The organism is Gordonibacter sp. RACS_AR68 (assembly GCF_030418485.1).
In the GTDB taxonomy this organism is placed as follows: Bacteria; Actinomycetota; Coriobacteriia; order Coriobacteriales; family Eggerthellaceae; genus Gordonibacter; species Gordonibacter urolithinfaciens.
This window is the reverse complement of sequence record NZ_JAIPUP010000004.1, coordinates 108,748-133,931: the sequence shown is the minus strand read 5'-3', so window position 1 is coordinate 133,931 and position 25,184 is coordinate 108,748. Positions and strand designations below refer to the sequence as shown.

Annotated in this window: 19 protein-coding genes; 10 read left to right on the top strand and 9 right to left on the bottom strand. The window is 66.2% G+C overall.

Going from position 1 to position 25,184, the window contains the following annotated elements; translation table 11 throughout:
- The first annotated feature begins 54 nt into the window (after positions 1–54).
- Together nagB and nagA are read left to right on the top strand one after the other, a co-directional pair.
- On the top strand, positions 55–792 hold the full coding sequence (nagB, locus tag K9U15_RS09795) for a glucosamine-6-phosphate deaminase (protein ID WP_301155986.1): 738 nt from the start codon (positions 55–57) through the stop codon (positions 790–792).
- A 420-nt stretch (positions 793–1,212) separates the two neighbouring features.
- The gene (nagA, locus tag K9U15_RS09790; protein ID WP_301155985.1) at positions 1,213–2,340 is read left to right on the top strand and encodes an N-acetylglucosamine-6-phosphate deacetylase; all 1,128 of its coding nucleotides are present in this window, start codon (positions 1,213–1,215) and stop codon (positions 2,338–2,340) included.
- Positions 2,341–2,781: 441 nt separating this feature from the next.
- On the opposite strand, the gene K9U15_RS09785 is transcribed toward nagA, so the two are convergent.
- From K9U15_RS09785 to K9U15_RS09755, 7 genes are all read right to left on the bottom strand, one after another.
- Positions 2,782–4,155 (bottom strand): ROK family protein, encoded by a 1,374-nt coding sequence (locus K9U15_RS09785; protein WP_301155984.1) that lies wholly within the window; start codon positions 4,153–4,155, stop codon positions 2,782–2,784.
- Positions 4,156–4,159: 4 nt separating this feature from the next.
- Positions 4,160–5,374, bottom strand: coding sequence for an AGE family epimerase/isomerase (locus K9U15_RS09780; RefSeq protein WP_301155983.1), 1,215 nt, complete (start codon positions 5,372–5,374; stop codon positions 4,160–4,162).
- Positions 5,375–5,384: 10 nt separating this feature from the next.
- The gene (locus tag K9U15_RS09775) at positions 5,385–6,368 is read right to left on the bottom strand and encodes a dihydrodipicolinate synthase family protein (RefSeq protein ID WP_301155982.1); all 984 of its coding nucleotides are present in this window, start codon (positions 6,366–6,368) and stop codon (positions 5,385–5,387) included.
- Positions 6,369–6,557: 189 nt separating this feature from the next.
- The gene (locus K9U15_RS09770; protein WP_015539808.1) at positions 6,558–7,418 is read right to left on the bottom strand and encodes an ABC transporter ATP-binding protein; all 861 of its coding nucleotides are present in this window, start codon (positions 7,416–7,418) and stop codon (positions 6,558–6,560) included.
- Positions 7,415–9,442 (bottom strand): dipeptide/oligopeptide/nickel ABC transporter permease/ATP-binding protein, encoded by a 2,028-nt coding sequence (locus K9U15_RS09765; protein WP_301155981.1) that lies wholly within the window; start codon positions 9,440–9,442, stop codon positions 7,415–7,417. The genes K9U15_RS09770 and K9U15_RS09765 overlap by 4 nt, the downstream gene beginning before the upstream one ends.
- A gap of 1 nt (position 9,443) precedes the next feature.
- Positions 9,444–10,400: an ABC transporter permease gene (locus K9U15_RS09760; RefSeq protein ID WP_087191865.1), complete on the bottom strand. Its 957-nt coding sequence runs from the start codon at positions 10,398–10,400 to the stop codon at positions 9,444–9,446.
- 281 nt (positions 10,401–10,681) lie between these two features.
- Positions 10,682–12,292, bottom strand: coding sequence for an ABC transporter substrate-binding protein (locus K9U15_RS09755; RefSeq protein WP_301155980.1), 1,611 nt, complete (start codon positions 12,290–12,292; stop codon positions 10,682–10,684).
- 210 nt (positions 12,293–12,502) lie between these two features.
- On the opposite strand from K9U15_RS09755, the gene K9U15_RS09750 reads away from it, so the two are divergent.
- From K9U15_RS09750 to K9U15_RS09715, 8 genes are all read left to right on the top strand, one after another.
- Positions 12,503–13,096, top strand: a complete 594-nt coding sequence (locus tag K9U15_RS09750) for a very short patch repair endonuclease (protein WP_096226950.1) — start codon at positions 12,503–12,505, stop codon at positions 13,094–13,096.
- A gap of 300 nt (positions 13,097–13,396) precedes the next feature.
- The gene (nifJ, locus tag K9U15_RS09745; protein WP_096226949.1) at positions 13,397–16,939 is read left to right on the top strand and encodes a pyruvate:ferredoxin (flavodoxin) oxidoreductase; all 3,543 of its coding nucleotides are present in this window, start codon (positions 13,397–13,399) and stop codon (positions 16,937–16,939) included.
- Between the two features lie 262 nt (positions 16,940–17,201).
- Entirely contained in the window at positions 17,202–17,696 is a 495-nt protein-coding gene (locus K9U15_RS09740) for a hypothetical protein (protein WP_096226948.1), read from the top strand.
- Positions 17,697–17,867: 171 nt separating this feature from the next.
- Positions 17,868–20,138 (top strand): molybdopterin-dependent oxidoreductase, encoded by a 2,271-nt coding sequence (locus tag K9U15_RS09735; RefSeq protein WP_301155979.1) that lies wholly within the window; start codon positions 17,868–17,870, stop codon positions 20,136–20,138.
- A 37-nt stretch (positions 20,139–20,175) separates the two neighbouring features.
- The gene (locus K9U15_RS09730) at positions 20,176–20,400 is read left to right on the top strand and encodes an ATP-binding protein (RefSeq protein ID WP_123649889.1); all 225 of its coding nucleotides are present in this window, start codon (positions 20,176–20,178) and stop codon (positions 20,398–20,400) included.
- A 32-nt stretch (positions 20,401–20,432) separates the two neighbouring features.
- A complete protein-coding gene (locus K9U15_RS09725; protein WP_096226946.1) occupies positions 20,433–21,569 on the top strand; it encodes an AAA family ATPase in 1,137 nt (378 codons plus the stop codon).
- Between the two features lie 14 nt (positions 21,570–21,583).
- A complete protein-coding gene (locus tag K9U15_RS09720; RefSeq protein ID WP_096226945.1) occupies positions 21,584–21,961 on the top strand; it encodes a hypothetical protein in 378 nt (125 codons plus the stop codon).
- A gap of 320 nt (positions 21,962–22,281) precedes the next feature.
- Positions 22,282–22,800, top strand: coding sequence for a hypothetical protein (locus tag K9U15_RS09715; protein WP_123649890.1), 519 nt, complete (start codon positions 22,282–22,284; stop codon positions 22,798–22,800).
- Positions 22,801–22,833: 33 nt separating this feature from the next.
- Here K9U15_RS09715 and K9U15_RS09710 read toward each other — a convergent pair whose 3' ends face one another.
- The gene (locus tag K9U15_RS09710; protein WP_123649891.1) at positions 22,834–23,358 is read right to left on the bottom strand and encodes a helix-turn-helix transcriptional regulator; all 525 of its coding nucleotides are present in this window, start codon (positions 23,356–23,358) and stop codon (positions 22,834–22,836) included.
- A gap of 224 nt (positions 23,359–23,582) precedes the next feature.
- Entirely contained in the window at positions 23,583–24,869 is a 1,287-nt protein-coding gene (locus tag K9U15_RS09705; protein ID WP_301154875.1) for an aminotransferase, read from the bottom strand.
- Between the last annotated feature and the right edge of the window lie 315 nt (positions 24,870–25,184).

Below are 25,184 nucleotides of genomic sequence, written 5' to 3'. Positions count from 1 at the left end.
CGTTGCGGCATGCGCGGCATAGAAAGCAATAAACGCAAGGGAAGAGAGGGTTCCATGGAATTCATCATCGCCGAGAGCACCGAGGACATGAGCCGCCAGGCGGCCGACCGCATCGCCTCGTACGTCGACGCCGACCCGTCCTGCGTGCTGGGGCTGGCCACGGGCACGACGCCCATCGGCCTGTACGCATGCCTCGTGGAGGACTGCGCGGCCGGCAAGATCAGCTTCGCCGACGTGACCACGTTCAACCTGGACGAGTACCGCGGCCTCAACCCCGAGCACGACCAGAGCTACCGCTACTTCATGAAGAAGCACCTGTTCGACCATGTGGACATCGAACAGGCACGCACGCACGTGCCGGAAGGGTTCAACCCGGACGCCGATGCCGTGTGCGCAGCCTACGAGGAGGCCATCGAAGAGGCGGGCGGCATCGACCTGCAGCTGCTGGGCCTCGGGCCGAACGGCCACATCGGCTTCAACGAGCCGGAGGACACGTTCCCCAAGGCCACCCACTGCGTCGACCTCACCGAGAGCACCATCCAGGCGAACAGCCGCCTGTTCGACAGCATCGACGACGTGCCGCGCCAGGCCTACACCATGGGCATCGGCACCATCATGGCCGCGCGCAGCGTCCTTGTGGTGGTGGAAGGCTCCCACAAGGCCGAGATCGTGAAGAAGGCGTTTTTCGGCCCGGTCGCTCCGCAGGTGCCGGCCTCCATCCTGCAGTTTCATCCCAACGCCACCGTCATCGTGGACCCCGCCGCCGGCGAGCTCTGCCGCGATTTGGCGTAAAGCGCGCAAAGGAGCCGCTGTGCTGGGGGAGGATCGGCGCAGCGGCTGTCGCAGCGAGAGGGGCTGCATCGCGCGGCTCCCTCTCGCTGCGAGCGAATCAAAGGTGCGCTTCGAAAATATCGCCCCTTGGATGCACGGAAATCGCCGCTCTGAAGCTCATGGAGCCGGCATGGACGAGCATCGTATTCTACGAACTGGGCAAACGCATCGGATGGCGATGCCGGGCGGCGCAAAAGGGCCTTGCAGGCTCCTCCAGAGCTTCAGAGCGGCGATTTCCGTGCAATTCGAACCTCGAATTTGCGAAGAAGGGGCGAATCGGAGGCAACCTTCTCGGAGCAGAGGACGAAAAATGGCCGATGGGGCAGTATAATGTCCCTGCTAAAATCACCTGCTTGAGGCAGTTCGGAAGGAGAATGCCCTATGCGCATCATCAACGGAAGCGTGTTCGTTGGCGAGGGGTTTGTCGAGCGCGACGTGTTTGCGGCGGACGGCCGCTTCGTGGGGGAGGCCGCGCGAGCGGAAGGCGGCCAGACCGTCGACGCGGCCGGCTGCTACGTGATCCCCGGTTTGGTGGACCTGCATTTCCACGGTAGCGCCGGCGCCGACATCAGCGACGGCGACCTGGCGGGCCTGCACAGGATGGGGGCCTACGAGGCCTCGCGCGGCGTCACGGCCATGTGCCCGGCCACGATGACGCTGCCCGAGGACGTGCTCGTGCGCGCCGCGCAGGCTGCGGCGGCCTACGAGCCGGCTGCGGACGAGGCGGCGCTCGTGGGCATCAACATGGAGGGCCCCTTCATCTCGCCGAGCAAGGTGGGCGCGCAGAACCCCGACTACGTGCGCAACCCCTCGGCCGAGGAGTTCCGCCGTCTGCAGGAGGCGGCTGACGGCCTGTTCAAGCTCGTGGACATCGCGCCCGAGGAGCCGGGTGCCGAAGAGTTCATCCGCGAGATGGCGAGCGAGGTGCGCATCTCGCTCGCGCATACCTGCACGGACTACGACACGGCCGCCCGCGCGTTCGAGCTGGGCGCGCGCCAGCTCACGCACCTGTACAACGCCATGGACCCCATGCACCACCGCAAGCCCGGCCCCATCCCGGCCGCCGTCGAGCACGGCGAGGTGACGGCCGAGATCATCGCCGACGGCGTGCACATCCATCCCGCCATGGTGCGTCTGGCCTTCCAGCTGTTCGGCGACAACCGCATGATCCTCATCAGCGACACGCTGCGCGCGGCCGGCCTCGAGGACGGCACCTACGACCTGGGCGGCCAGGACGTCACGGTGCGCGGCCCCGTGGCCACCATCGACAACGGCGCGCTCGCCGGCTCGGTGAGCGACCTCATGCGCTGCCTGACCGTTGCCGTGCGCGACATGGGCATCCCGCTCGCGAGTGCCGTGAAGGCGGCGAGCGCGAACCCGGCCCGCGCCCTCGGCCTGGATGCCGAGCGCGGCTCCATCGAGCCCGGCAAGGTGGCCGACGCCGTGCTGCTGGACAAGGAGACGCTCGACGTGCGCGCCGTCGTCCTGCGCGGCGAGCTGCTGGCGTAGCGCACCATCGGATGCCGCGAGAAGCGCCCCGCTGCGAGCGATCGCGGCGGGGCGTTTTGCCCGAGAGGGGGATTGCCCGATGCCTGCATGCGGGGCGGGCATCGGGGCAGCGGCCGCCTGAAGCGTCACGAAGGCTGGCTTTGCTGACGCCGAAACGGGCCCTTAGTGTCAAAAACAAGGCGGTTTGGCAATCCACGGTAGTTCGCTCGGATTATCATCACAGAACGCTACCTGGGAAAACACTGTCCAGGACTGCTGTTCCATCGAAGAATTTGTCTCATGCGGCGCGCTACGATTGCCAAACCGCCCCGTTTTTGGCAGCAACCGGCTCTTTCGGCGTCAAGGCCCTTGAACGAGATCGGAAGAGGCCGGAAAAAAAGCCCGCGCCATGCGGCGCGGGCCTCGTCTAAACGATGAAGGGGGAATGCCCCTTGCGCCGTTTTACGCCTCCGGCAGCGAGGCGGCGGCCACGGACTGGCCCACGCGGCGCATCATCTCGTCGGGCAGCGTCACGTTGATCTGCGCGTCGAGCTCGGGGTATTCCTCGGCCAGCACGCGGTTGCACTCGCTGATCACGAGGTCACCGCCCACGCCGGAGGCCACGCGGCCCAGCACCAGGAGCGTCTTGATCTCGTAGAACGAGCTGTACAGCACGAGCGTGTGCGCCAGGTACACGCCGATGGAACGGAAGATGTCGAGCGCGCCCTCGTGGCCCTCGTTGGCCAGGCCCTGCACCACCTTGAGCTTCTCGGCGGGGGAGAGCTCCGGGTCCAGCTCGATGCCGGCGGTCGGCGCCAGCTTGATGACGGCGTCCTGGCTGAAGTACTTGCAGCCCACGCCGAAGTCGCCGGACCACTCGTCCTGCATGGCCTCGGGCGACAGGTCCACCGGCGCGAACGCCAGCTCGTTGATCCAACCGAGCACGTTGCCCTCGTCGTTCACGTAGCCCACGGCCTCGCTCGTGCCCATGGCGATGCCGAGGATGTCGCCCTTGCCCGTGCTCATGAAGCCCGCGAGCGCGGTCACGTCGCCGTCGTTGGCCACCACCAGCGGCACGTCGCCGATCTCCAAGCCGGCGCGGTCGTAGATGCTCTTCACCTCGTCGCGGCGATCGCGCGGCACCTTGATGAACAGGGAGGCCACCATGGGGCTGTTGCCCACGAACGTGCCGGCCGACGACACGCCGATGGCGTCCACGCGCGGCATCTTGGAGGCAGCGGTCTTGAACGCGGTCACGATCTCGTTGAAGTGGTACTCCGGGTCCTCCGTCACCTTGGGGAACCACACGACCTCTTCGGAGTACACCGACTCGCCGTCGATGACGGCCGATACCTTGCGGTCCGACCCGCCGGCGTCGAAGCCGATGCGGCAGCCCTTCAGGTGCCCGCCGATCTTCTTCGCGGCCTCGTTGGCGACGGGGAAGTCGGCCTCCGTGCATGCCACGACCTCGAGCGGCTTCTCGTACACGTCGCCCACGAAGCCGTAGTCGAACGAACGTGCGCCCTCCGGCGAGTACGCCTCGGCCAGCTTCGCCGCGATGTCGTCGCAGCCGCGCAGATACACCCGGAAGCCGCCGATACTCCACAGCTCGAACTTCACCAGGCGCTCCACGTAGCGGAAGTCGGCCTCGGCGAACTCGCCGCCGCGGATGAAGCTCTCGCGCACCGAGATCAAGCCGTCCTCGCGCTCAACGGCCACGGCGATGGGCTGGGTGGCGCCCTCGAGGTACGCCTTCATCCACACGCCGAAGGGGATGAAGCCCTCGTCCAGGACGGGCATGTTCTTGACGTCGTAATCGATACCCAGGTAGTTCATGTCGTCAGTCTCCTATCAGCTCGGTCAGCACTCGTTCGGTCATGGACAGGGCGCGGGGCACATGGAAGGGGCCCTTGAACGTGGAGCCCTTCGTGGGAGGCATGGTGGGCAGGCCGTCGCGGCGCAGGTAGCCGTACCATTCGCCGAACTCGGGGTCGGCGAAGTGCTCCTTGCAGTAGTCCACCGTGCGCAGCAGCCAGTCCAGGTAGTACTCGTCACCGGTGTCGCGGTACGCCTTCGACGCGGCGATCATGATCTCGTTGTGGGGCCACCACAGCTTCATGTCGTGCTCGTAGGCTTCCGTCGGCTTGCCCAGCGCGTCGATGAAGTACAGCAGGCCGTCGTACTCGTCGTCCCATCCGGCCTCGATGGCCAGACGGAAGATCTGCTCGGCCGTGCGGTGCAGCTCCTCGTCGCCGCGGTAGTTGGCCTCGTCCATCATGAACCAGCTGCACTCTATGTCGTGGCCCGGGTTCACCACGCGCCCGGCCGTGTACTCGAGCTCCGGCTCGCCCTGCGCGTTCACGCTCTCCAGCGTGCATCCCAGCTCCGGGCGGTAATGCCAGTTCACGATGCGGTCGGTGCACTCGCGCGCGTGCCGGTCGTACTCCTCTGCGTTCGCGGGGTCCACGCGCCGCATGATGCCGATGATGTTCAGGAAGATCATCGGGTCGCCCAGCGCGTAGCCCGAGCGCGTTTCCGCGATGGTCTTGGGCCCGAGCCCTGTCGGGTCCTCGATCAGGCCGTTGTTCAGGTTGTAGATCATCTCGTACGCCCGGCGCGCGCGCTCCAGATGCTCAACCTCGCCCGTGAGCCCGTAGTACTCGGCGTTCGCGATGGCGTAGAAGCCCTCCGAGAAGCAGTAGCGCCTCTGGCGCAGCGGCTTGCCCTCGGCTGTCACTGTGAAGTACAGGCGGCCGCCCGCCTCGCGGTTGATGCAGTGCTCCTCCAGGAAGTCCAGGCAGCTCTTCGCGGCCTCCATCCATTCGGGGCGCTCGCCGTACAGGCGGCACAGGTGCGCGAACGTCCAGGCGCAGCGCCCCTGCATCCACACGCTCTTGTCGGTGGAGTACACCTCGCCCGTGCGGTCGAGGCAGGTGTAAACGCCGCCGTTCTCGCGGTCCATGCCGTGCGCGAGCCAGAAGTCCACGCAGGCGTCCAGCTCGGAGCGGCACCAGTCGCGCGTGGCGGTTAGCTTCTGAAGGGTGTCGTCAGTCACAGGCCCCTCCTTACTTCGAACAGCCGAAGACGGGGCAGGCGCTCCAGGTGAACTCGCGCGTGGGTGCGTCGGCGTCCATGAGGCCGGCCTGCTTGAGCACGGTCACGATGTGGTCCACGTCCTCGCCCTCGAGCGCGCACACGGGCTCGCGCATCTGGTTCGTGTTGAACACGCCCATCTGCCACAACGCCGTCTTGAACGCGCCCACGCCGGCGCCGAAGCCCACGGTGGCCTTCACCTCGCGCGTCACGAACATGAGGCGGGCCAGATGGTTCTGGATCTCGCGCACGCGCTCCCAGTCGCCGGCCTGCGCCGTGCGCCACTGCTCCACGTAGCTCGCCGGGTCGAGGTTCGCGAGTCCCGGCACGGCGCCGTCCGCACCTGCGAGGTATGCGCCGTCCACGCATACCTCGTGGCCGGTGAGCAGCTGCAGCGGATGCCCCGCATCCTCGTTCTCCAGCAGCAGCCAGCGGAACGACACGTCGTCCCCCGAGGAGTCCTTCACGCCCTGCAGCACGCCGTCCTTGCCCAGGCGCACGAGCATCGTGGGGTCGAGCTTCGTGTGCACGCACACGGGCAGGTCGTAGGCGAACAGGGGCAGGTCGGTGTGTTCGCGGATGGCGCGGAAGTGACGTTCCACCTCTTTCGGGCCGCCGAGGGCGTAGAAGGGGGCGGTGGCCACGAGTGCGTCCACGCCGTAGCCGGACGCGCGCTTGGCCTGGTCGACCACGCGCAACGTCTCCATGTCGATGATGCCTGCCAGCACCGGCACGCGGCCATGTACCATGGCCACGGCCTCCTGCAGCACGTGATAGCGCTGCGCATCGGTGAGGAAGGCCACCTCGCCCGAGGAGCCGAGGAAGAACAGGCCGTCCACGCCGGCATCGATCATGCGGTTGATGGAGCGCTCGAGTGCCTCGAGGTCGAGTTGGCGCTTCTCGGTCAGCGGTATGACGACCGGTGGGATCACGCCGCGAAACGGTGAGTCAGTCATGGAGCTAATCCTCTTTTCCGTTGTTCGAATCTAAACGATAGAACTTTAATTCCCCTGATGGTCGCCGTCAACGCACGGTAAGGGGCGACCACAAGAAAAGCGCCCGGATCGGCGTGCATGGCTGGCGATACAACGCGGCCCCCGGATTTCTCCGGGGGCCGCGATCCGCCGAATGCGCCGGATTCGGGCCTACTTGCCCAGTTCGGGATGCAGCAGCGAGGGCGCTGCACCCAAAAGCAGCTTCGTGTACTCGTCCTTCGGGTTCGAGAACACCTCCTCCGCCGTGCCGTTCTCCACGGCCACGCCGGCGTTCATGACGATGATGCGGTCCGATATGTAGCGCACCGTCTGTATGTCGTGGCTGATGAACACCATCGACAGGCCCAGATCGCGCTTCAGGTCCATCAGCAGGTTCAGGATCTGCGCGCGCACCGACACGTCCAGCGCGCTCGTGGGCTCGTCGGCGATGATGGCGTCGGGCTTGAGCGACAGGGCGCGGGCGATGGCCACGCGCTGCCGCTGGCCGCCGGAAAGCTGCCCTGGCAGTGCGTCGAGCACCGATCCCGGCAGGCCCACCATCTCGATGAGTTCCTGCACGCGTGCCTCGCGCGAGGCCTTGTCGCCGATCTTGTGCACCACGAGCGGGTCCATGAGCTGGTCGTGCACGCTCATGCGGGCGTTCAGGGCCGTGGCCGGGTCCTGGAACACCACCGAGATCACGCGGCCGATGAGGCGGCGCTCGGCGGCGGTGCGCTTCGTCACGTCCTTGCCCTTGAAGAACACCCTGCCCGACGTGGGCTGCTGCAAGCCGCACATGACGTTGGCCGTTGTGGACTTGCCGCAGCCCGATTCGCCCACGATGCCCAGCGTCTGTCCCGGCATGAGTTTGAGCGTGAGCCCGCGCACGGCCTGCACCTTGTTCGGGTGCAGGATGGAGCCGGTGCGCGTCTTGAACGTCACGCGGATGTCGTCGAGGAAGATGATGGGGGTGGGCTCGCCGTCCGCGCCCGCAGGCGCGGCGGCCGTCCCGTTCAGTTTCTCATCGCTCATATCAGCGGACCTCCTGGCACATAGGGCTTGATACCGAGTCGTTTCAGCTCGCTGTCAGGCAGCTCGCCGTAGTAGTGGTCGGTGCCCTCCACGCGCTTGAGCACGGGGCGCAGCTGCGAGACCTTGTCGGGATGGCTCGAGCGCGGCGTGAAGCGGTCGCCCTCGGGGAAGTCCTTCGGCGAGGGCACGGAGCCCGGCACCTGGTGCAGGCGGGCGCCGCCGGCCTCGATGGACAGCACCGACCCCAGCAGGCCGCGCGTGTACTCGTGCACGGGGTGGCACAGGATGTCCGTGACCGGGCCCTGCTCCACCACCTGGCCGGCGTACATGACGGTGATGGAGTTGGCCACCTCGGCCACGAGGGCCAAGTCGTGGCTCACGAACACCATCGCGAAGCCCAGCTCCTTCTGCAGCTTGTTCAGCAGGTCGATGACCTGCTTCTGCACCGTCACGTCGAGGGCGGTGGTAGGCTCGTCGGCAATGATGAGCTTCGGGTCGCGCGTCAGCGCCATGGCGATGAGCACGCGCTGGCGCTGCCCGCCGGAGAGCTCGTGGGGGTAGGAGCCCAGCGTGCGCTTCGGATCCAGGCCCACCAGCTCCAGCAGCTCCTCGGCGCTGCGGGTGCCGCCGCGCTTCGTCAGCTGCTTCATCTGCGATTTGATGAGCATGGAGGGGTTCAAGGACGACAGCGCGTCCTGGTAGATCATGGCGATCTCGCGGCCGCGCAGCGCGTTCATCTGACGTTGGCTCATGGCGAGCAGGTTCTGCCCGTCGTAGAGCACCTCGCCGGTGACGGTGGCCTTTGGGTCCAAAAGGCCCATGATGGTGAGCGAGGTGATGGACTTGCCGCAGCCCGACTCGCCCACGAGGCCCATGGTCTGGCGCGGGCGCACCACGAAGCTCACATGGTCTACCACGTTCACGTCGCCATGGCGCGGGAACTTGATGCAGAGGTCCTTGACCTCCAGGATGGGCGGCACGTCCGTGCGCGCCTCGAAGCGGTCGGTGCGCGTCTTCTCCACGGCTTGCAGCTGGGCCAGGCGCTTCTCCAGCATCTCGGCCTGGGCGGCGTAGGCAAGCGTCGGGTCGGCCACCATCTTGTCGGCCTCGCGGTTCGCGGCGAGCGCGTCGTCCGCGGCCTTGACCGGGGCCTTGGGGGCCGCGGCCAAGGCGTCGGTGATGCCCTCGGACAAGATGTTCAGGCAGAGCACCGTGATCATGATGGCCAGGCCCGGGAACAGCGCCTGCCACCAGCGGCCCGCCAGCACGCCGCCGCGCGCGTCGGACAAAATGTTGCCCCACGTGGGCGTGGGCTCGGGGATGCCGGCCGAGATGAAGGACAGGGATGCCTCGAACACGATGGCGTCGGCCACCAGCACGATGGTGAACACCATGACCGGGGCGATGCAGTTGCGGATGACGTGCTTCACGAGGATCCATGGCGCACGGGCGCCGGAGACGACGACGGCGCGCACGTAATCCTGGTTGTACTCGCTCACCACGTTGGCGCGCACGATACGCGCGATCTGCGGAATGTAGAGGAAGCCGATGGCGAAGATGAGCGAGGGCACCGAGCTGCCGAACGCGATGATGAACGTGGCGGCCAGGGCGATGCCGGGGAAGGACATGACCACGTCGAGGACGCGCATGATGACTTCCGACACCCACTTGCGCGACACGGCGGCGATGGCGCCGATGATGGAGCCGCAGATGAGCGCGAACGCCGTGGCGCCCAGGCCGATGATGAGCGAGTAGCGCGCGCCGTACATCATGCGCGACAGCACGTCGCGGCCCTTGTCGTCGGTGCCGAACAGGAACTGCGCGTCGGGCGCTTGGCGGGCGGTGAAGATGGCGTACGGATCGTGCGGCGCGAGGATGTTGGCCAGCACGGCGATCATGACGATGAGGACCAGCACGATGAGCGAGATGCGCGACCCGATGGACATGGCCTTCCAGCGGCGGAAGTGCACCTTGCCGGGGTTGGACTCGAGCTTTGCGGTAGTGTTTTCTCGTAGCTTAACCATGTCACACCGTCCTGATACGCGGGTCGATCAGGATATAGAGCATATCCACGATGATGTTGATGATGATGAACGTGATGGCCACCACCAGCACGACGCCCTGAACGAGCATCGTGTAGCTGGACTGGATGCCCGAGAGGATGGCCATGCCCATGCCGGGCAGGTTGAAGATGACCTCGATGACCACGGCGCCGCCGATGAGGTAGCCGATGCGCAGGCCGAGCACCGTCACCGGGGTAATCAATGCGTTACGCAGCACGTTGCGGGCCACCACGACGCTCTTCGGGATGCCGGCGCCGAGCGCGGTGCGCACGTAGTCGCGGTCGAGCTCCTCCACCATTGACGTGCGAATGACACGCGTGAGCTGGCCCGATACCGGCACGCCCAGCGCGATGGCCGGCAGCGCCATGCGCGCGAGCCATCCGCCGGGATCGGAGAACAAGGAGGGCAGGGGGCCCGAGGCGGGCAGCACGTGCAGCATGGACGAGAACAGCAGGATCATGAGCACCGCCAGCCAGAACGACGGGGTGGCGATGCACGCGATGGAGAACACGCGGATGATCTGGTCGGGCCATCGGTCACGGTACAGCGCCGAGACCACGCCCAGGATCACCGCCACCACCACGCCGATGATGAGGCCGAAGAACGTCAGCTGGAGTGTGACTGGCAGCGCCTGGCCGATGCGCTCGGCCACGGAGGCGTTGTTCGCGCCGTAGGTACCCAGGTCGCCTTGGGCTAGGCCCACCATGTAGTTGCCGTACTGCACGAGGATCGGGTCGTTCAGCCCGTGGTCCTCGCGATACTGTTGGACTTGCGCCTCGGTCGCGTTCTCTCCCAGGACCGAATACGCTTGGTCGATAGGCGAGAGCGCCATGACGAAGAATACGAGGATGGTGACACCGAATATCATGATCGGCAGCGCTATGAGGCGCCGTCCGATCATACGCAGCAGGTTGCTCACCGCACCCTCCTTTCGCTCTTGGCTCTGATCGGTTACCGTTACTTGTTGGCAGCTGCCCTTCTCGCGCGCATGGTGACCATGACCCCTCGTGGAGCAGCTTTCCCTATTCTATATGAGTCTTTGGGGTTTCTCTGTGAAAATTAGGGAGCAAAGTGAGAAAGGGGACGCAGGTGGGGCCGACAATGTGCGGCCTGTTGCCGCGTGGGTCGCACACCCGAAAAAAGGGCCTGCACCAAATGGGCAGGCCCTAAGAAAAGCATCGTGCGCGAGCAGCAGTTCCCTTACGCCTTGGGGCTGGCGCCCAGGAACACGAGGCCCGTCGTGGCGATGGGCTTGAAGCCGGAGATCATGCTCTCCTGGTAGCCCGTGGCGATCTGACGGTGGAACAGCGGATACAGCGGCACCTGCTCGGCCAGGAGGTCGAAGCACTGGTTCCACAGATCCTGCTGCTTGGAGGAATCCGCCTCGCGCGCCTGCTGCATGAGCTCCTGCAGCTCGGCCCACTTGCCGTCGGCGGCCTTGCTCCAGCACGTGCGGCCCTGCGTCCAGATGTTGTCGCCGTACCACCAGCTCATGAGCAGGTCGGGGTCGTTGCCGAAGCAGGTCGGGTCGCCCGGGGTGAGCATGACGTCGTAGGCGAGCGTCGTGTCGGAGGCGGCGTACTCGCTCCAGTTGATCTTCTGCTCGTCGATGGTGCACTCGACGCCGGCGGCCTTGAGGTCTTCCTTGATCTGCGGGGCGAGGTCCTTCACCCAGTTGTTGTTCACGACGAGCGTGAAGGCCAGGTTCTCAACGCCGGCCTCGGCGAGCAGGCTCTTGGCCTTCTCCACGTCGTGCGTGTAGACCGTGGCGGCCTTGTGGTAGTTGGCATGCTCTTCCGGCAGGAAGCCCGTGACCGGGGCGGCATGGCCGTTGAGCTGGTTGGAGATGAGCTTCTCCACGTCCACGGCGTAGTAGAGCGCCTGGCGCACGCGGTAGTCGTCGAACGGGGCCTTCAGCGTGTTGAACATGAAGAACGCCTGGTTGAAGCCCTGGGCGTACTCGACGGTGGCGCCGGCGCCCGAGAGCTGGTCGGCGTTGGCGTCGGGCACGTTCTCCATGACCTGCACCGTGGCCTCCTGCAGCGCCGTCGTGCGGGCGGTGCCGTCCAGCAGGATGTTCCACTCCATGGCGTCGGCCGTGGGCTTGTACTGGCCCTCGTAGTTCGGGTTGGGGACGAACTTGATGGTGCCGCCGTCGTCGCCGTTCACGCTCTCGTACATCCACGGGCCGGAGCCGATGGGCATGGTCTTGAGCTGGTCCTCGGTGAGGGAGGCGGGGAACACCTTCGCCACGGTCAGACGGTCCTTCAACAGCGCGAAGGGGTACTTCAGCTTGATGGTGACCGTCTTGTCGTCCTTCTCGGCGACCGAGTCGATGAACGACAGGAACGCGCCGCAGGTGGCGTCGGCCATGTTGACCTCGAGCGCGTTCACCACGTCGGCCACGGTCACGCCCGTGCCGTCGGAGAACTTGGCGCCGTCGCGCAGGGCCACTTCGTACTCGGTGTCGGAGACCTTCGTGGGGTCGCCGGCGGCGAGCGCGTTGTAGGTCTTGTACGTGTGCAGGTCGAGGTCGTACAGGCCCTCGAACACGTGCCACGTGGCGGCCAGCATGAGCGCGGAGCCGCCGTTCAGGCCCACGGGGTTCACGTTCGTGGACGTGTAGGCGCACGCGCCCGTCAGGGTGCCGCCCTCGGCAGGGGCGTCGGTGCCGGCGTCCTGCTTGGGCTCTTCCTTGGGGGCCTCGCCGCCGCCGCAACCGGCGAGCGCGAGTCCGGCGGCCGTCGCGGCGACGGCGCCTCCCGCCAGGAACGTGCGGCGGGTCAAAGGTGCTTTCAAAGGCTGTTCCATAGGTTTCCCTCCATTCGGTGACGGGGCCTTCCTAGCCCCGAGCATACGCACGTGCTTGCGCACGCGCACAACAGCTTTGCTTATTATGGTGTAAAACGCCGAGAAAATAAAGAACTTGTAAACTCAATATTGGGATTATCATTCTAAGAAGAAAATATATGAACTGGGAAAACACGTGCTATCATGCGGCGCATGAGCGTAAGTAAACAGATGGGTAACGGGGTGGGGAACCGGGGCGAGCGAGCAGGTTCCGCGGGCTGCGAGGCGGCCGGGCCGGGCGTTGGGCCCTTCCGGGCGCGCGTGGAGCTGCTCGCCGGCCGCGCGCTGCCCGCCCCGGTGCGCGTGGCGGCCCCGCCCGCCACGAACGAGAACGTGCGCAAGTCCATGCGGGGCAACAAGCGCGCCGACACGAGGCCCGAGCTCGTCGTGCGGGCCCGCCTGCGCGCGGCGGGGCTTTCGGGCTACCGCCTGCAGTGGAAGGTGCCGGGGCATCCCGACGTGGCCTGGCCGGGCAAGAAGGTGGCCCTGTTCGTCAACGGGTGCTTCTGGCACCGTTGCCCGCACTGCAACCTCTCGCTGCCCAAGAGCAACGTGGAGTACTGGGTAGTGAAGTTCGCGCGCAACGTGGAGCGCGACGAGCAGAGCCGCACCGCCCTGGAGGCCCTGGGCTGGAAGGTGCACGTGGTCTGGGAATGCCAGCTGAAGAAGAAAACCATCGACGCCACGATGGCCAAGCTCCTGCCCGCGCTCGCCGAGGAGCTAGGGAAGGAGCTGGCTGCCGGCTCGGATGGTCGCCCTGGTTGATCTCGGTTGCCCATGGGAAACGTGCGGAGGCCGGCGCGAGATCCGCACGAGCCGGACGGCCCGCCGTGCCGTTCATGCGAGCCCAGGGTTGCCCAAGCGCCGTCCCCTGCACACCGTCCCCCGCGTCTCTCCACGTCCTCGCCATAATTTCCACCGCTTGCCGATGCGGGCGACCGTGCCGTGCCAGCCACTGCACCTGCGGCGCTCGATGGCGAACCCCTACTGGTATCATAGGCGAGGTGTGTTCTCCAGGCGCGAGGTTCGGCCCTGGTCGAAATCCCCTTAAGAGGAGAGGAAAGCATGACGAGAGAATTCAAATCCATGGACGGCAACAACGCCGCGGCGTACGTGTCCTACGCGTTCACCGAGGTGGCGGGCATCTATCCCATCACCCCGTCGAGCCCGATGGCCGACCTCGTTGACCAGTGGTCCGCCGCCGGCCAGAAGAACATCTTCGGCACGAAGGTGAAGGTGTGCGAGATGCAGTCCGAGGGCGGCGCCGCGGGCGCGGTCCATGGGTCGCTGGCCGCCGGCGCGCTCACCACCACCTACACGGCCTCGCAGGGCTTGCTCCTCATGATCCCCAACATGTACAAGATGGCCGCCGAGCAGCTGCCGTGCGTGTTCCATGTGAGCGCCCGTACCGTGGCCACTCAGGCGCTCTCCATCTTCGGCGACCACTCCGACGTCATGGCCTGCCGCCAGACGGGCTTCGCCATGCTGGCCGAGACGAACGTGCAGGAGGTCATGGACCTGTCCGCCGTGGCGCACCTCGCCGCCATCAAGGGGCGCGTGCCGTTCATCAACTTCTTCGACGGCTTCCGCACCTCCCACGAGGTGCAGAAGATCTCCGTGTGGAACTACGACGACCTGGCCGAGATGTGCGACATGGACGCGGTGCGCGCCTTCCGCGAGCATGCGCTCAACCCCGAGCACCCCGCCATGCGCGGCAGCCATGAGAACGGCGACGTGTTCTTCCAGCACCGCGAGGCATGCAACGGCATCTACGATGCGCTGCCCGCCGTGGTCGAGGACTACATGCACCAGGTGAACGCCAAGCTGGGCACGAACTACGAGCTGTTCAACTACTACGGCGCCCCGGACGCCGACCGCGTGATCGTGGCCATGGGCTCGTTCTGCGACGTGGTCGAGGAGGTCGTCGACTACCTGAACGCGCACGGCGAGAAGGTGGGCCTGGTGAAGGTGCGCTTGTACCGCCCGTTCGTGAGCGAGAAGTTCGTGGCGGCGCTGCCGGCCACGTGCAAGAAGATCGCCGTCATGGATCGCACGAAGGAGCCGGGCGCGCTCGGCGAGCCGCTGTACATGGACGTGGTGAACGCGCTGGCGCACGAGGGCCGAGGCGACCTCACGGTGGTAGGCGGCCGCTACGGCCTGGCCTCGAAGGACACCCCGCCCTCTTCGGTGTTCGCCGTGTACAAGGAGCTGGAGAAGGACGCCCCGGCGCGCGAGTTCACCGTGGGCATCGTGGACGACGTGACTAACCTGTCGCTTCCCGAGGACCCGGCGAGCCCCAACACGGCGGCCGCGGGCACGGTGGAGTGCAAGTTCTGGGGCCTCGGCGGCGACGGCACCGTGGGCGCGAACAAGAACTCCATCAAGATCATCGGCGACCACACCGACAAGTACGTGCAGGCCTACTTCCAGTACGACTCGAAGAAGACCGGCGGCGTGACCATCAGCCACCTGCGCTTCGGCGACTCTCCCATCCGCAGCACCTATTATGTGAACAAGGCCGACTTCGTGGCCTGCCACAACCCGTCCTACGTCACCAAGGGCTTCCGCATGGTGAACGACGTGAAGCCGGGCGGCACGTTCATGATCAACTGCCAGTGGACGCCGGAAGAGCTCGAGCACCATCTGAACGCCGAGGCCAAGCGCTACATCGCCAACAACGGCATCAAGCTCTACACCATCAACGCCATCGACCTTGCCCGCGAGATCGGCATGGGCAAGCGCACGAACACCATCCTGCAATCGGCGTTCTTCACGCTGGCGAACGTCATCCCGCAGGACGAGGCCATCCGGTACATGAAGGATGCGGCCACGAAGTCCTATATGAAGAAGGGCCAGGACGTCGTCGATATGAACCACCGCGCCATCGATGCGGGTGCCACCGCGTTCGTGCAGGTGGAGGTTCCGGCTAGCTGGGCCGAGGCTGTCGACGAGGGCGAGGCCCCCGCGCTCGAGGGCCGCGCCGAAGTGGTGAAGATGGTCCGCGAGATCATGGAGCCGGTGGGCCGCATGGACGGCGACCGCCTGCCCGTGTCCGCGTTCGTTCCGCACGTGGACGGCCAGTTCGAGCAGGGCGCTGCGGCGTACGAGAAGCGCGGCGTGGCCGTGAGCGTTCCCGCTTGGGATGCCGCCACCTGCATCCAGTGCAACCAGTGCGCGTTCGTCTGCCCGCATGCCACCATCCGCCCGTTCGCCCTCACCGAGGAGGAAGCTGCGGCGGCGCCGGCGGCGACCACCCTCGTGCCGGCGAAGGGCAAAGCCGCTGCCGGCCTGCAGTACACGCTGGCCGTGTCGCCGCTTGACTGCATGGGCTGCGGCGTGTGCGTGAACGTGTGCCCGTCCGACTCGCTGTCCATGGTGCCGCAGGAAGACGAGCTCGCCCAGCAGGACGTGTTCGACTACTGTGTGGCCAACGTGTCCGACAAGCCCGAGCTGGAGGACGCCAGCGTCAAGGGCAGCCAGTTCAAGCAGCCGCTGCTCGAGTTCTCCGGCGCCTGCGCCGGCTGCGCCGAGACGGCGTACGCCAAGCTCGTCACCCAGCTGTTCGGCGAGCGCATGTACATCACGAACGCCACCGGCTGCTCGTCCATCTGGGGCGGCCCGGCTGCCACGTCTCCTTACGCGGTGAACAAGGATGGGCGCGGCCCGGCTTGGTCGAACTCGCTGTTCGAGGACAACGCCGAGCACGGCCTCGGCATGTTGCTCGGGCACGAGGCGGTACGCAACCGCCTGATGGGCAAGCTGGAGGAAATGGCAGCCAGCGACAAGACGCCTGATGCGACCAAGGAGCTCATCGCGGCGTATAAGGACACCGCCTCCGACGGCGCCGCCAACGCAAAGGCCGCCAAGGCCCTGATCCCGGCCCTTGAGGCCGCGGCTGCCGACGGCTGCCCCGTGGCGCCCGCCATCCTCGAGGAGAAGGACTACCTGGCCAAGAAGTCCGTCTGGATCTTCGGCGGCGACGGTTGGGCCTACGACATCGGCTACGGCGGCCTCGACCACGTGCTGGCTTCCGGCGAGGACGTGAACGTGTTCGTGTTCGACACCGAGGTGTACTCCAACACGGGCGGCCAGGCCTCCAAGGCCTCCAACATCGGCCAGGTGGCGCAGTTCGCCGCGGCCGGCAAGGACATCAAGAAGAAGAGCCTCACCGAGATCGCGATGAGCTACGGCTACGTGTACGTGGCGCAGGTTGCCATGGGCGCCAAGCCGGCCCAGACCATCAAGGCCATCGCCGAGGCCGAGGCGTATCCCGGACCGTCGCTCATCATCGGCTACTCGCCGTGCGAGATGCACTCCATCAAGGGCGGCATGGCGAACTGCCAGGACGAGATGAAGAAGGCCGTGGACTGCGGCTATTGGAACCTGTTCCGCTTCAACCCGGCCGCGCCCGAGGGCAAGAAGTTCACGCTCGACTCCAAGGAGCCGGCGGGCGGCTACCAGGACTTCCTCATGAACGAGGCCCGCTACAGCCGCCTGACCCGCGAGTTCCCCGAGCGCGCCACCGAGCTCTTCGAGCGCAACGAGCAGGCCGCCCTGGACCGCTACGAGCACCTGCTGAAGCTGAAGGACCTCTACGCCCAGGCGTAAGGCCGCTTAGCAGGACAGATTCCCACCGAAGAACCGCCGCAAGGCGGTTCTTCTGCGTCAAGGGGCGGATAGGCGACGTGGAGGGAAGGGACGGCTGGAGCGGCCGGGTAGCGGGCTGGCAAGTTTGATAGCTTACGCTCGATCGCCCCGCCCCCTACCATGGAGCCTGGCTGATGGGAAGATGCGCACTACATGTCGACTCGCTCGAAGGGGGGATGCGATGGTGCAGCGATGTCTTTTCGACTCGGCTTAAGGGGGTTCTATGACGTTTTCGTATCGGGCCCTTATGGGCTTTCTCATGTCGTTTTTCCTGGCCATAACCATGAGCGCGTTCTCGCCGGTGGTATCCGGCGCGCCGTTCGAGCCCATGGGCTTCGCCGTGGGCGTGGCCGTGGGCACGATCCTGGGCACCGTTATCCTGGCGGCGTTTCCGCTCATACCTCTGTCCATGAAGTACGCACTGCGTTGCGGGGCGCCCGAAGGATCGGCGGGTTGGTTCCTGTTGAAGGACGTGCTCCTGTGCACGGTGCTCGTGTTCGTTATCTCGTTCGTGCTCACGTGGATGGTCACCGGCATGGACGCCCTGTTCGTGAACCGTCTGCTCGCGCCTATGCCGCTCATGTGGGCGATCTGCTATGTGGTGGCGGTGCAGGTGGAGCCCTTGTGCATGGCGATAGCGGGCAAGATACTGCGCGTCCCCCTGCCGGGCGCGCCCGAAGCGGCCGTGCAGGATGCGACGGGCCGGGAGCAGGCCTGAGCGCAAGGGCCCGGATGCCGAGGCGTCCGGGCCCTTCTCCATATTCCCCCATCCATCAAATTTGACAGCTTGGCGCGGCGGGCGCGGGGGAGTACCTTCGCCTTAGGTTCCGCGCATCCTCGATTCAGCCATTCGACGAAGCGAACGACCTGAGAGGAAGAAGGGCGAACTATGTCAAACGTCGAGTACAAACGAGCGCTATGCTTCGCCTCGCATGCCAACTGCGGCGTGCGGGCAACAGTAGAGGACGGCAAGATCACCAAGCTCGAGGGCGACCCCGAGTGCACGGTGAGCCAAGGCCGGGTGTGCGAGCGTATGGACTTCCAGCTGGAGTGGCTCGACCACCCGAAGCGCTGCAACTACCCGCTCAAGCGCGTGGGCGCGCGCGGCAGCGGCAAGTGGGAGCGCCTCACATGGGACCAGGCGTGCGCCGAGATCGGTGAGAAGCTGCGCTACCTCGCCGACGAGTACGGCCCCGAGTCGGTCATCTTCTCGCACGGCACGGGCCGCACCGACGAGTGGTACGAAGGGCGGTTCTTCAACCTGTACGGCAGCCCCAACCTGGCCATGGGCGGCTCCGAGATCTGCTGGTGCCCCACGTACACGAACGAGAGCGCGACGTACGGCCAGTTCGCAGCAGCCTTCACGGCAGCCAAGACGGGCTGCGTGGTGTTGTGGGGGCACAACCCCGCCCAATCCGGCGACTTCCCCGAGCACTGGGGCTACCAGGACCTGTTCGCGAACGACCCCGATGCCAAGCTCATCGTGGTCGACCCGCGCTGCACCGAGTACGCGGCCAACGCCGACGTATGGCTGCGCCTGCGGCCCGGAACCGACGGCGCCATGGCCATGGGCTGGATGAACGTCATCATCAACGAGGAGCTCTACGACAAGGAGTTCGTCGAGGCGTGGACGTACGGCTTCGAGGACTTGAAGAAGGCCGTGCAGGCCTATCCGCCCGAGAAGGTGGCCGAGATCTGCTGGGTGCCGGCCGAGAAGATCGTGAAGGCGGCGCGCATGTACGCCACCTGCCTGCCGGCGTACCTGCCCTGGGGCCTGGCCACCGACGCCATCGGTCGCAACCAGGCGCAGGCCAACCGCGCCAAGGCATGCCTCAAGGCGCTTATCGGCATCAACAAGGCGGGCCAGACCTACCTGGCTCCTCCCAACGACGTGCTGCCGCACGCCACGTTCGAGATGCCCGAGATGCTGCCGAAGTCGCAGCGCGACAAGCAGCTCGGCTCCGACCGCTTCCCGTTCCACTCATGGCCCAGCTACCAGATGATCTCCGATGCCCAGAGCCGCGTGTTCCACCATCCCTACTTCCTGAGCCAGAACGCCACGTGCGCGCAGAACTGGTGTGCTGTGAGCGAGGCCATCCGCACCGGCAAGCCCTATCCGGTGAAGGGCCTCATCGCGCAGGCGTCGAACCCGTTCTCGAACCTCTCGAACACCCAGGACGTGTACGAGTGCGTGAAGCTGCTCGACCTGGTGATAACCCATGAGTACACCATGACGCCGCTCGCCATGCTCTCCGACTACGTGCTGCCGGCCGCCGGCTGGCTCGAGCGTCCGCAGCTGTGGGGCGTGGGCGGGGGCGGCCCGTGCATCACCGGCGTGGCCCTCACGGGCGAGGCGGCCGTGCCGCCGCTGTACGAGCGCCGCGACAACTACGAGTTCTGGCGCTCGCTGGTCGAGGGCACGTTCGACGAGGAGACGTGCGAGAAGTACTGGTCGTGGCAGACCACCGAGGAGGCCTACGACGCCATGCTCGAGCCGCAGGGCACCTCGGCGCGCGGCGCCATCACGGATCCCGTGTTCAACCCCTCGCCCGAGGAATGGCACAAGATGTCCGATCCGAAGACCGGTCAGCTCTACGGCTTCGGCACGCCTACGGGCAAGGTGGAGCTGCGCTCGACCATCATCGAAGACCTGTTCGACGAGAAAGAGGCGCTGCCCTACTACGAGGAGCCTTTCGAGTCGCCGATTTCCACCCCCGACGTGGCCGAGGCCTTCCCGCTCATCCTCACGGCCGGCTCGCGCGTCATGCCGTACTACCATTCCGAGTACCGCCAGGTGAACGGGTGCCGCGACCGCTATCCCGAGCCGCATTTCCAGATACATCCCGAGACGGCGGCAAATCTGGGAATCGGCGACGGCATGTGGTGCTGGATCGAGACGCGCCGCGGCCGCTGCCTGCAGAAGGCCAAGCTCGACGCATCGGTGTCGCCCTACACCGTGGCTGCTCAGCATGGCTGGTGGTTCCCCGAGCTGCCCGAGTCCGAGCCGTGGCTCGGCGGCTGGTTCATGTCCAACATCAACATGTGCACCGACAACGATCCTGACAACTGCTGCAGGCTGTCGGGCGTGTACAACGTCAAGCTGGCCCAATGCAACGTGCACCGCGCCGACGACGTGCCGTTCCGCTCGCTGTTCGGCTAGCGCCGGCTTAAGGGCGTAAGAGAAAGGCCGACGAGAAATGAGCGAGTCCCCGTTCATCATCCGGCGCGGCAGTGCGTGCTGCAACTGCGGAGCGTGCGTGCGCCGGTGTGCTCGGGGCAACTTCGCAGCCCGCGACGGCGAGGTTGCGATAGCGGATGGCTACGTGTGCACGGGGTGCGGCGACTGCGTGAAGTGGTGCCCCGTGCGCGCGCTTTCGGTCAGGCCGGCCCATCCGGCGGCCATCCGCCGCCTCGCACGGTAATCACACAACCGCTCCATCGAAAGGGGACCGTCATGCTCAAGCGCGTTCATCTGGAGAACTTCAAGGCCCTGAAGAATATCGACCTCGACTTCGCGAAGGTTACGGTGCTCACCGGTTTCAACTCCACCGGGAAGACCTCGGTGATCCAGTCGCTCGCCTTCATCAAGCAGAGCTTGCAGCGCAAGGAGATCAGCTACAACGACTACCTGCTGCGCCTCGGCGACTTCCGCGAGGTAGCGTACGGCCACGATGCTTCGCAGCCCGTGCGCATCGAGGTCGCGCTCGACGACGGTCCCGGCGAGATGGCGTACAGCTTGGAAACCTCGCCCGAGGGCGTGGAGGAGTCGTTCTCGCGGGGCGGCGAGCGCGCATGGTCGTGGGACAGCCGGAAGGAGGGTGTCATCGAGGCGTCGGGCAGGCTGTTCTTCCCGCTGGCAGCTGGCGGCTACGGTGGCGGCACCTATGCAACCGATGATTACACGGGAACGCTGTCCGCCCAGAAAGCTCTGCTGAAGTGGTTCGAGGATGCGCTCTACCTGTCGTCGAACCGCGGCTTCACGCGCTACAACTACCCGCTTCTGGCCGGAAACCCCTCTGTCGAGGACATCTCGAACCGCGCCGGAGATGCGTCGGCTTTGGAGGAGTGGCTGTCGAACCTCATCCTGTACCGCCTGAACGAGGCGAAGCGCTTCCCCGAGATGCAGAAGCGCCTCGACGTGATGGCCGCGCGCCTGGCGAAGCTCGGCGTGGAGGTGAGCCCGCACGTGACGGACGGTCCGAGCGTGGTGGTGGACCTCGTGGAGGGCGGCATGTGGGTGAGCGCCGTGAACTCCGGCTACGGCGTGAACCAGTCGGTTGCCACCGTGGTGCTGGGCTCGCTTTCCGAAGAGGGCGCGCTCGTGATGGTCGAGGAGCCGGAGACGCACCTGCATCCGCGCTACCAGCGCACGATGGCCGAGATCCTGCTCGGCATGGCGCAGGAGGGCAAGCAGGTGCTCATCACCTCGCACTCCGACCATATCCTCCAGACGCTGGCCGACCTGGCCGAGCGCGACGGCCTGGGCGAGGACGACGTGCGGGTCTACCACTTCGAGAAGCAGGGCCGCGAGACGCAGCCGACGCGCGTTGGCCTGTCCGACAGGGAGACTATGGCGAAGCTGTTCGCCTAGGGCGGGGGTGCGCCATGGCAACGACCTACGACGACGCCTTCGCGGGCATCCGGCGGGCGAGCGAGCTTATGGACGAGGCGCTAACGGAAGACGGAGAGCGCAGGCGGGCGCGGATACGCGTGGCCTTCTACCAGCTGTACCAGGCCGCGAACCTGGCCGCTATGATAGCGCCGGGGTTCGCGATGGAGCAGGCCATGCGAAGCGAGGACTACGCCGCGTTCTCCGACGTGCTGTTCCGCCGCTACTTCAAAGAAGAACTTTATCCGGTTGACGACGCGCGCGAGGTGTTCGACCGCTGGGCCCAGCGCGTGCGTCGCTTCGTGGAACGTTTGTCCGCCCAGTCGAAGTTGGCCGTGCACGACAGCGCGACCGACGACGAAGCGGCGTATTGAAAGGGGAAGGCAATGTGCTTCAGACCGACGACGGTATCGCTCGACAGCAAGTGCCCCGCCTGCGGGCAGGACTGCGAGCCCAAAACGACCTCCTGTCCTGCATGCGGGGCCGAGCTGCCTTCTGCTTCCGCGCCCGGGACGTCTGGGACGCCTGGCGCCCCTGGCGCTCCCGGCGTCCCCGGGGCTCCGGGAGTTTCCGGTGCTGACGGGGCGCCCAAGGCGCCGGGCGCCTTCAGTGTCCCCAAGGCGCCCGGTGCATCGAAAACGCTGGGAAGGTGAGCTGATGCCGAGGTTGGCGTTGCGGTGAAGGAGGCGGTATCGTGAACGAAAGAAACGGTAGGGGCAATCTTCCCGCCTGGGAGGATCCGTCTGGCCGGTACGGTGCCGACGAGCGCTGTGCGAGCGCACACCCGGCCCCGGATGCCGGGTGCGGGCGTGCTGGGAGGGGAAGCCCGGACGAGCGCTCTGCCACCGTGGGCAAGCTCTTCTTCTGCGAGGTGATGGGCCATCTCGAGTGCCTGGTGGGCCTGCCTCCCGAGGCCTACCTCGACCTCATGGCCGAAGGTTTCGGCCCCGAGGAGGTGGGCCTTACGGTGCGGCGGGCGGGCGACGGGGGGTTCTTCAAGGGCGATCCGCCCGTGCGTATGTGGGGCGAGCTTTTGGTGGCGAAGGTCGACGGAGCGGAAAAGTACCAGGTGAGGATTTCCGGTGCCGAAGTGAAGCGGCTGCAGGCCGCCGGCTATCGCGACCTCGACGAGGTGCGGGTGGGCTTCGAGAAGCTGCCCCACACCAGCCCGTCGCGCGAGCTTTGCCCCGATGACTTCGACGTGAACCGCTAGGATACGTGCTGTAGCCGGCATCCAGTATGCCGGCTACGGGGTTCCATCCCCTTCCTTTCGCGAGGCTCTCGGGTCTTCCGGCTCCCTGGGAGGCTGTAGGCGTCTCGGTTTGCGCAGGCCGCGGTCGTCATCGTAGAGGAGGGTGATGGACTTTTCGTGCGGCTCGTCAACGAAAGGGTCGCACAGCCCGAGCGCCGTCACCACCGTCATGAGATGGTAGCAGCTCGTCACGTTGAAGCGCTTCTTCAGCGTGTTGATGTGCATGCGCACGGTCGATTCGGATATGCCGAGCGCGCAGGCGATCTGCTTCGGCGAATACGAGCGCGACAGCAGCTCGACGATTTCCCGCTGGCGCTGCGACAGCACAGGCGTCATTGAATCGGGGCCGCGCACCGAGTCTATGACGAGCATCTTTCCGCTGATGGCGGCCTTGTTAGGATCGGCAGCCCAACGCGGCTCGAACTCCGTGTGTATGACATGGAGAAACGACGCCATATCCTCCATCTGGCACGTGAGGATAAACTCTCCGTCCGCGCTGTACACGCTAAGGGTCAGCATCGTCGTGTTCCCCGTCCCCGAGAGGTTGTCCCCGTCGTTGTTTTTCGCTTCGAGTATAGGGGGGTTGTCGAAGAAAATGCAAGCTATCAAAATTGCCAGAACCTCGCGAGGGCGTCGACGTACGCGGGAGGCGGCGAATGCGAGGCGACCCGGCACGGGTGCCGGGTCGCCTGGGGGAATCGATGGGGAAGGGGTGCGACGCGGTGTCGTGCCCTCTGAGCGTCCTAGCCCAGCAGCTTCTCCGCGTAGGCCAGTTTCACGCAGCACACGAACACGTCCATGGCGGCGTCCAGCTCGGCGAGCGGGGGCAGGGTGGGGGCGATGCGGATGTTGCTGTCGCGCGGGTCCTGCTTGTAGGGGTAGGTGGCGCCGGCGCCGGTCATGGTCACGCCGGCCTCCTTCGCCAGGCCCACGATGCGTTTCGCCGTGCCCTCGGGGGCGTCGAACGACACGAAGTAGCCGCCGCGCGGGCTCGACCACGAGCAGCCGCCCACCTCGGCCAGGCCCTCCTCCAGCTTGCTCACCACGAGCTCGAACTTCGGGCGCAGGATGGCGGCGTGCTTGGCCATGTGGGCCGCCAGGCCGTCGGCGTCCTTCAGGAACCTCACGTGACGCAGCTGGTTGAGCTTGTCGTAGCCGATGGTGCCCACGCCCATGCGCTTCTTGATCTCGGCCACGTTGTCGGGGCTGGCCGCGATGGCGGAGATGCCCGAGCCGGGGTGCGTCACCTTCGACGTGGAGGCGAACTTGAAGTAGCGGTGAGGGTTGCCCGCCTCGCGGCACGCCGCGCCGATGTCGAGCAGCTGGTCCTGGTCGGCCGCGTCGTCGTAGAGATGGTGCACGCAGTAGGCGTTGTCCCAGAAGATGCGGAAGTCGTCGGCCGCGCACTCCATGGCGGCCAGGCGGCGCACCACGTCGTCGGAGTAGGTCACGCCGCCAGGGTTCGAGTACTTCGGCACGCACCAGATTCCCTTCACGGAGGCATCGCCGGCCACGAGGCGCTCCACCTCGTCCATGTCGGGGCCGTCGGCCGTCATGGCCACGGGGATCATCTCGATGCCGAACGCCTCGGTGATGCCGAAGTGGCGGTCGTAGCCCGGCACGGGGCAGAGCCACTTGATGCCGTCGTACTGGCTCCACGGCTTGGAACCGAGCGTGCCGAAGTCGAGGCAGCGGGCCACGGTCTCGTACATGAGCGAAAGGCTGGAGTTGCCGCCCACGACGATGTTCGCCGGGTCCTCCTCCACCATGCACGCCATGAAGCGCTTCGCCTCGGGCAGGCCGTCCAGCACGCCGTAGTTGCGGCAGTCCGTGCCGTCCTCCGCGCGGCAGTCCTCGGCCGTCGTCACCGTGGCCAGCATGGGCATGCTCAGGTCGAGCTGGTCGGCCCCGGGCTTGCCGCGTGCCATGTTGAGCGCGAGGCCGCGCGCCTTGATCTCGGCGTACTGCGCCTCCAACTCGGCCTTGAGGGCGTCGAGCTCGTCTCCGGGCAGGTCCGCGTACGTTGTCATCGTGTGCATCCTTTCGCTCTGTGCTGCCAATTCCACCAGCCAGTATACGACTTGGCATCCTACGCGTCGACCGCGATTGCGTCGGGACGCGGATTTCCCGCGTGAACGTGCGGGAAGGTAGGGGCAGGCAGCGGGGGCCTCGGGAGGAAGCGCGTCCGCGGGAGGTTCGGCTTGAGGCGGCTGATGGGGAGGGAAGTAGGTCACGAGGCAGCAATTGGCTGCAAGAACGGCGCCGCGTAGCGGGCGACGGCAGGGCAACCCGGCGGAAACCGCCGTGTCGCAACTGCAGGGACTCCGGGTGCGCCGGGCGCACGT

Excerpts from the sequence above, each read along its gene's own strand:
- K9U15_RS09735 (WP_301155979.1), top strand. The coding sequence starts at position 17,868 with ATGTCAAACGTCGAGTACAAACGAGCGCTATGCTTCGCCTCGCATGCC.
- K9U15_RS09755 (WP_301155980.1), bottom strand. The coding sequence starts at position 12,292 with ATGGAACAGCCTTTGAAAGCACCTTTGACCCGCCGCACGTTCCTGGCG.
- nagA (WP_301155985.1), top strand. The coding sequence starts at position 1,213 with ATGCGCATCATCAACGGAAGCGTGTTCGTTGGCGAGGGGTTTGTCGAG.
- nagB (WP_301155986.1), top strand. The coding sequence starts at position 55 with ATGGAATTCATCATCGCCGAGAGCACCGAGGACATGAGCCGCCAGGCG.
- K9U15_RS09785 (WP_301155984.1), bottom strand. The coding sequence starts at position 4,155 with ATGAACTACCTGGGTATCGATTACGACGTCAAGAACATGCCCGTCCTG.
- K9U15_RS09730 (WP_123649889.1), top strand. The coding sequence starts at position 20,176 with ATGAGCGAGTCCCCGTTCATCATCCGGCGCGGCAGTGCGTGCTGCAAC.
- K9U15_RS09750 (WP_096226950.1), top strand. The coding sequence starts at position 12,503 with ATGGGTAACGGGGTGGGGAACCGGGGCGAGCGAGCAGGTTCCGCGGGC.
- K9U15_RS09705 (WP_301154875.1), bottom strand. The coding sequence starts at position 24,869 with ATGACAACGTACGCGGACCTGCCCGGAGACGAGCTCGACGCCCTCAAG.
- K9U15_RS09770 (WP_015539808.1), bottom strand. The coding sequence starts at position 7,418 with ATGAGCGATGAGAAACTGAACGGGACGGCCGCCGCGCCTGCGGGCGCG.
- K9U15_RS09740 (WP_096226948.1), top strand. The coding sequence starts at position 17,202 with ATGACGTTTTCGTATCGGGCCCTTATGGGCTTTCTCATGTCGTTTTTC.
- K9U15_RS09720 (WP_096226945.1), top strand. The coding sequence starts at position 21,584 with ATGGCAACGACCTACGACGACGCCTTCGCGGGCATCCGGCGGGCGAGC.
- K9U15_RS09710 (WP_123649891.1), bottom strand. The coding sequence starts at position 23,358 with ATGCTGACCCTTAGCGTGTACAGCGCGGACGGAGAGTTTATCCTCACG.
- nifJ (WP_096226949.1), top strand. The coding sequence starts at position 13,397 with ATGACGAGAGAATTCAAATCCATGGACGGCAACAACGCCGCGGCGTAC.
- K9U15_RS09775 (WP_301155982.1), bottom strand. The coding sequence starts at position 6,368 with ATGACTGACTCACCGTTTCGCGGCGTGATCCCACCGGTCGTCATACCG.
- K9U15_RS09725 (WP_096226946.1), top strand. The coding sequence starts at position 20,433 with ATGCTCAAGCGCGTTCATCTGGAGAACTTCAAGGCCCTGAAGAATATC.
- K9U15_RS09765 (WP_301155981.1), bottom strand. The coding sequence starts at position 9,442 with ATGGTTAAGCTACGAGAAAACACTACCGCAAAGCTCGAGTCCAACCCC.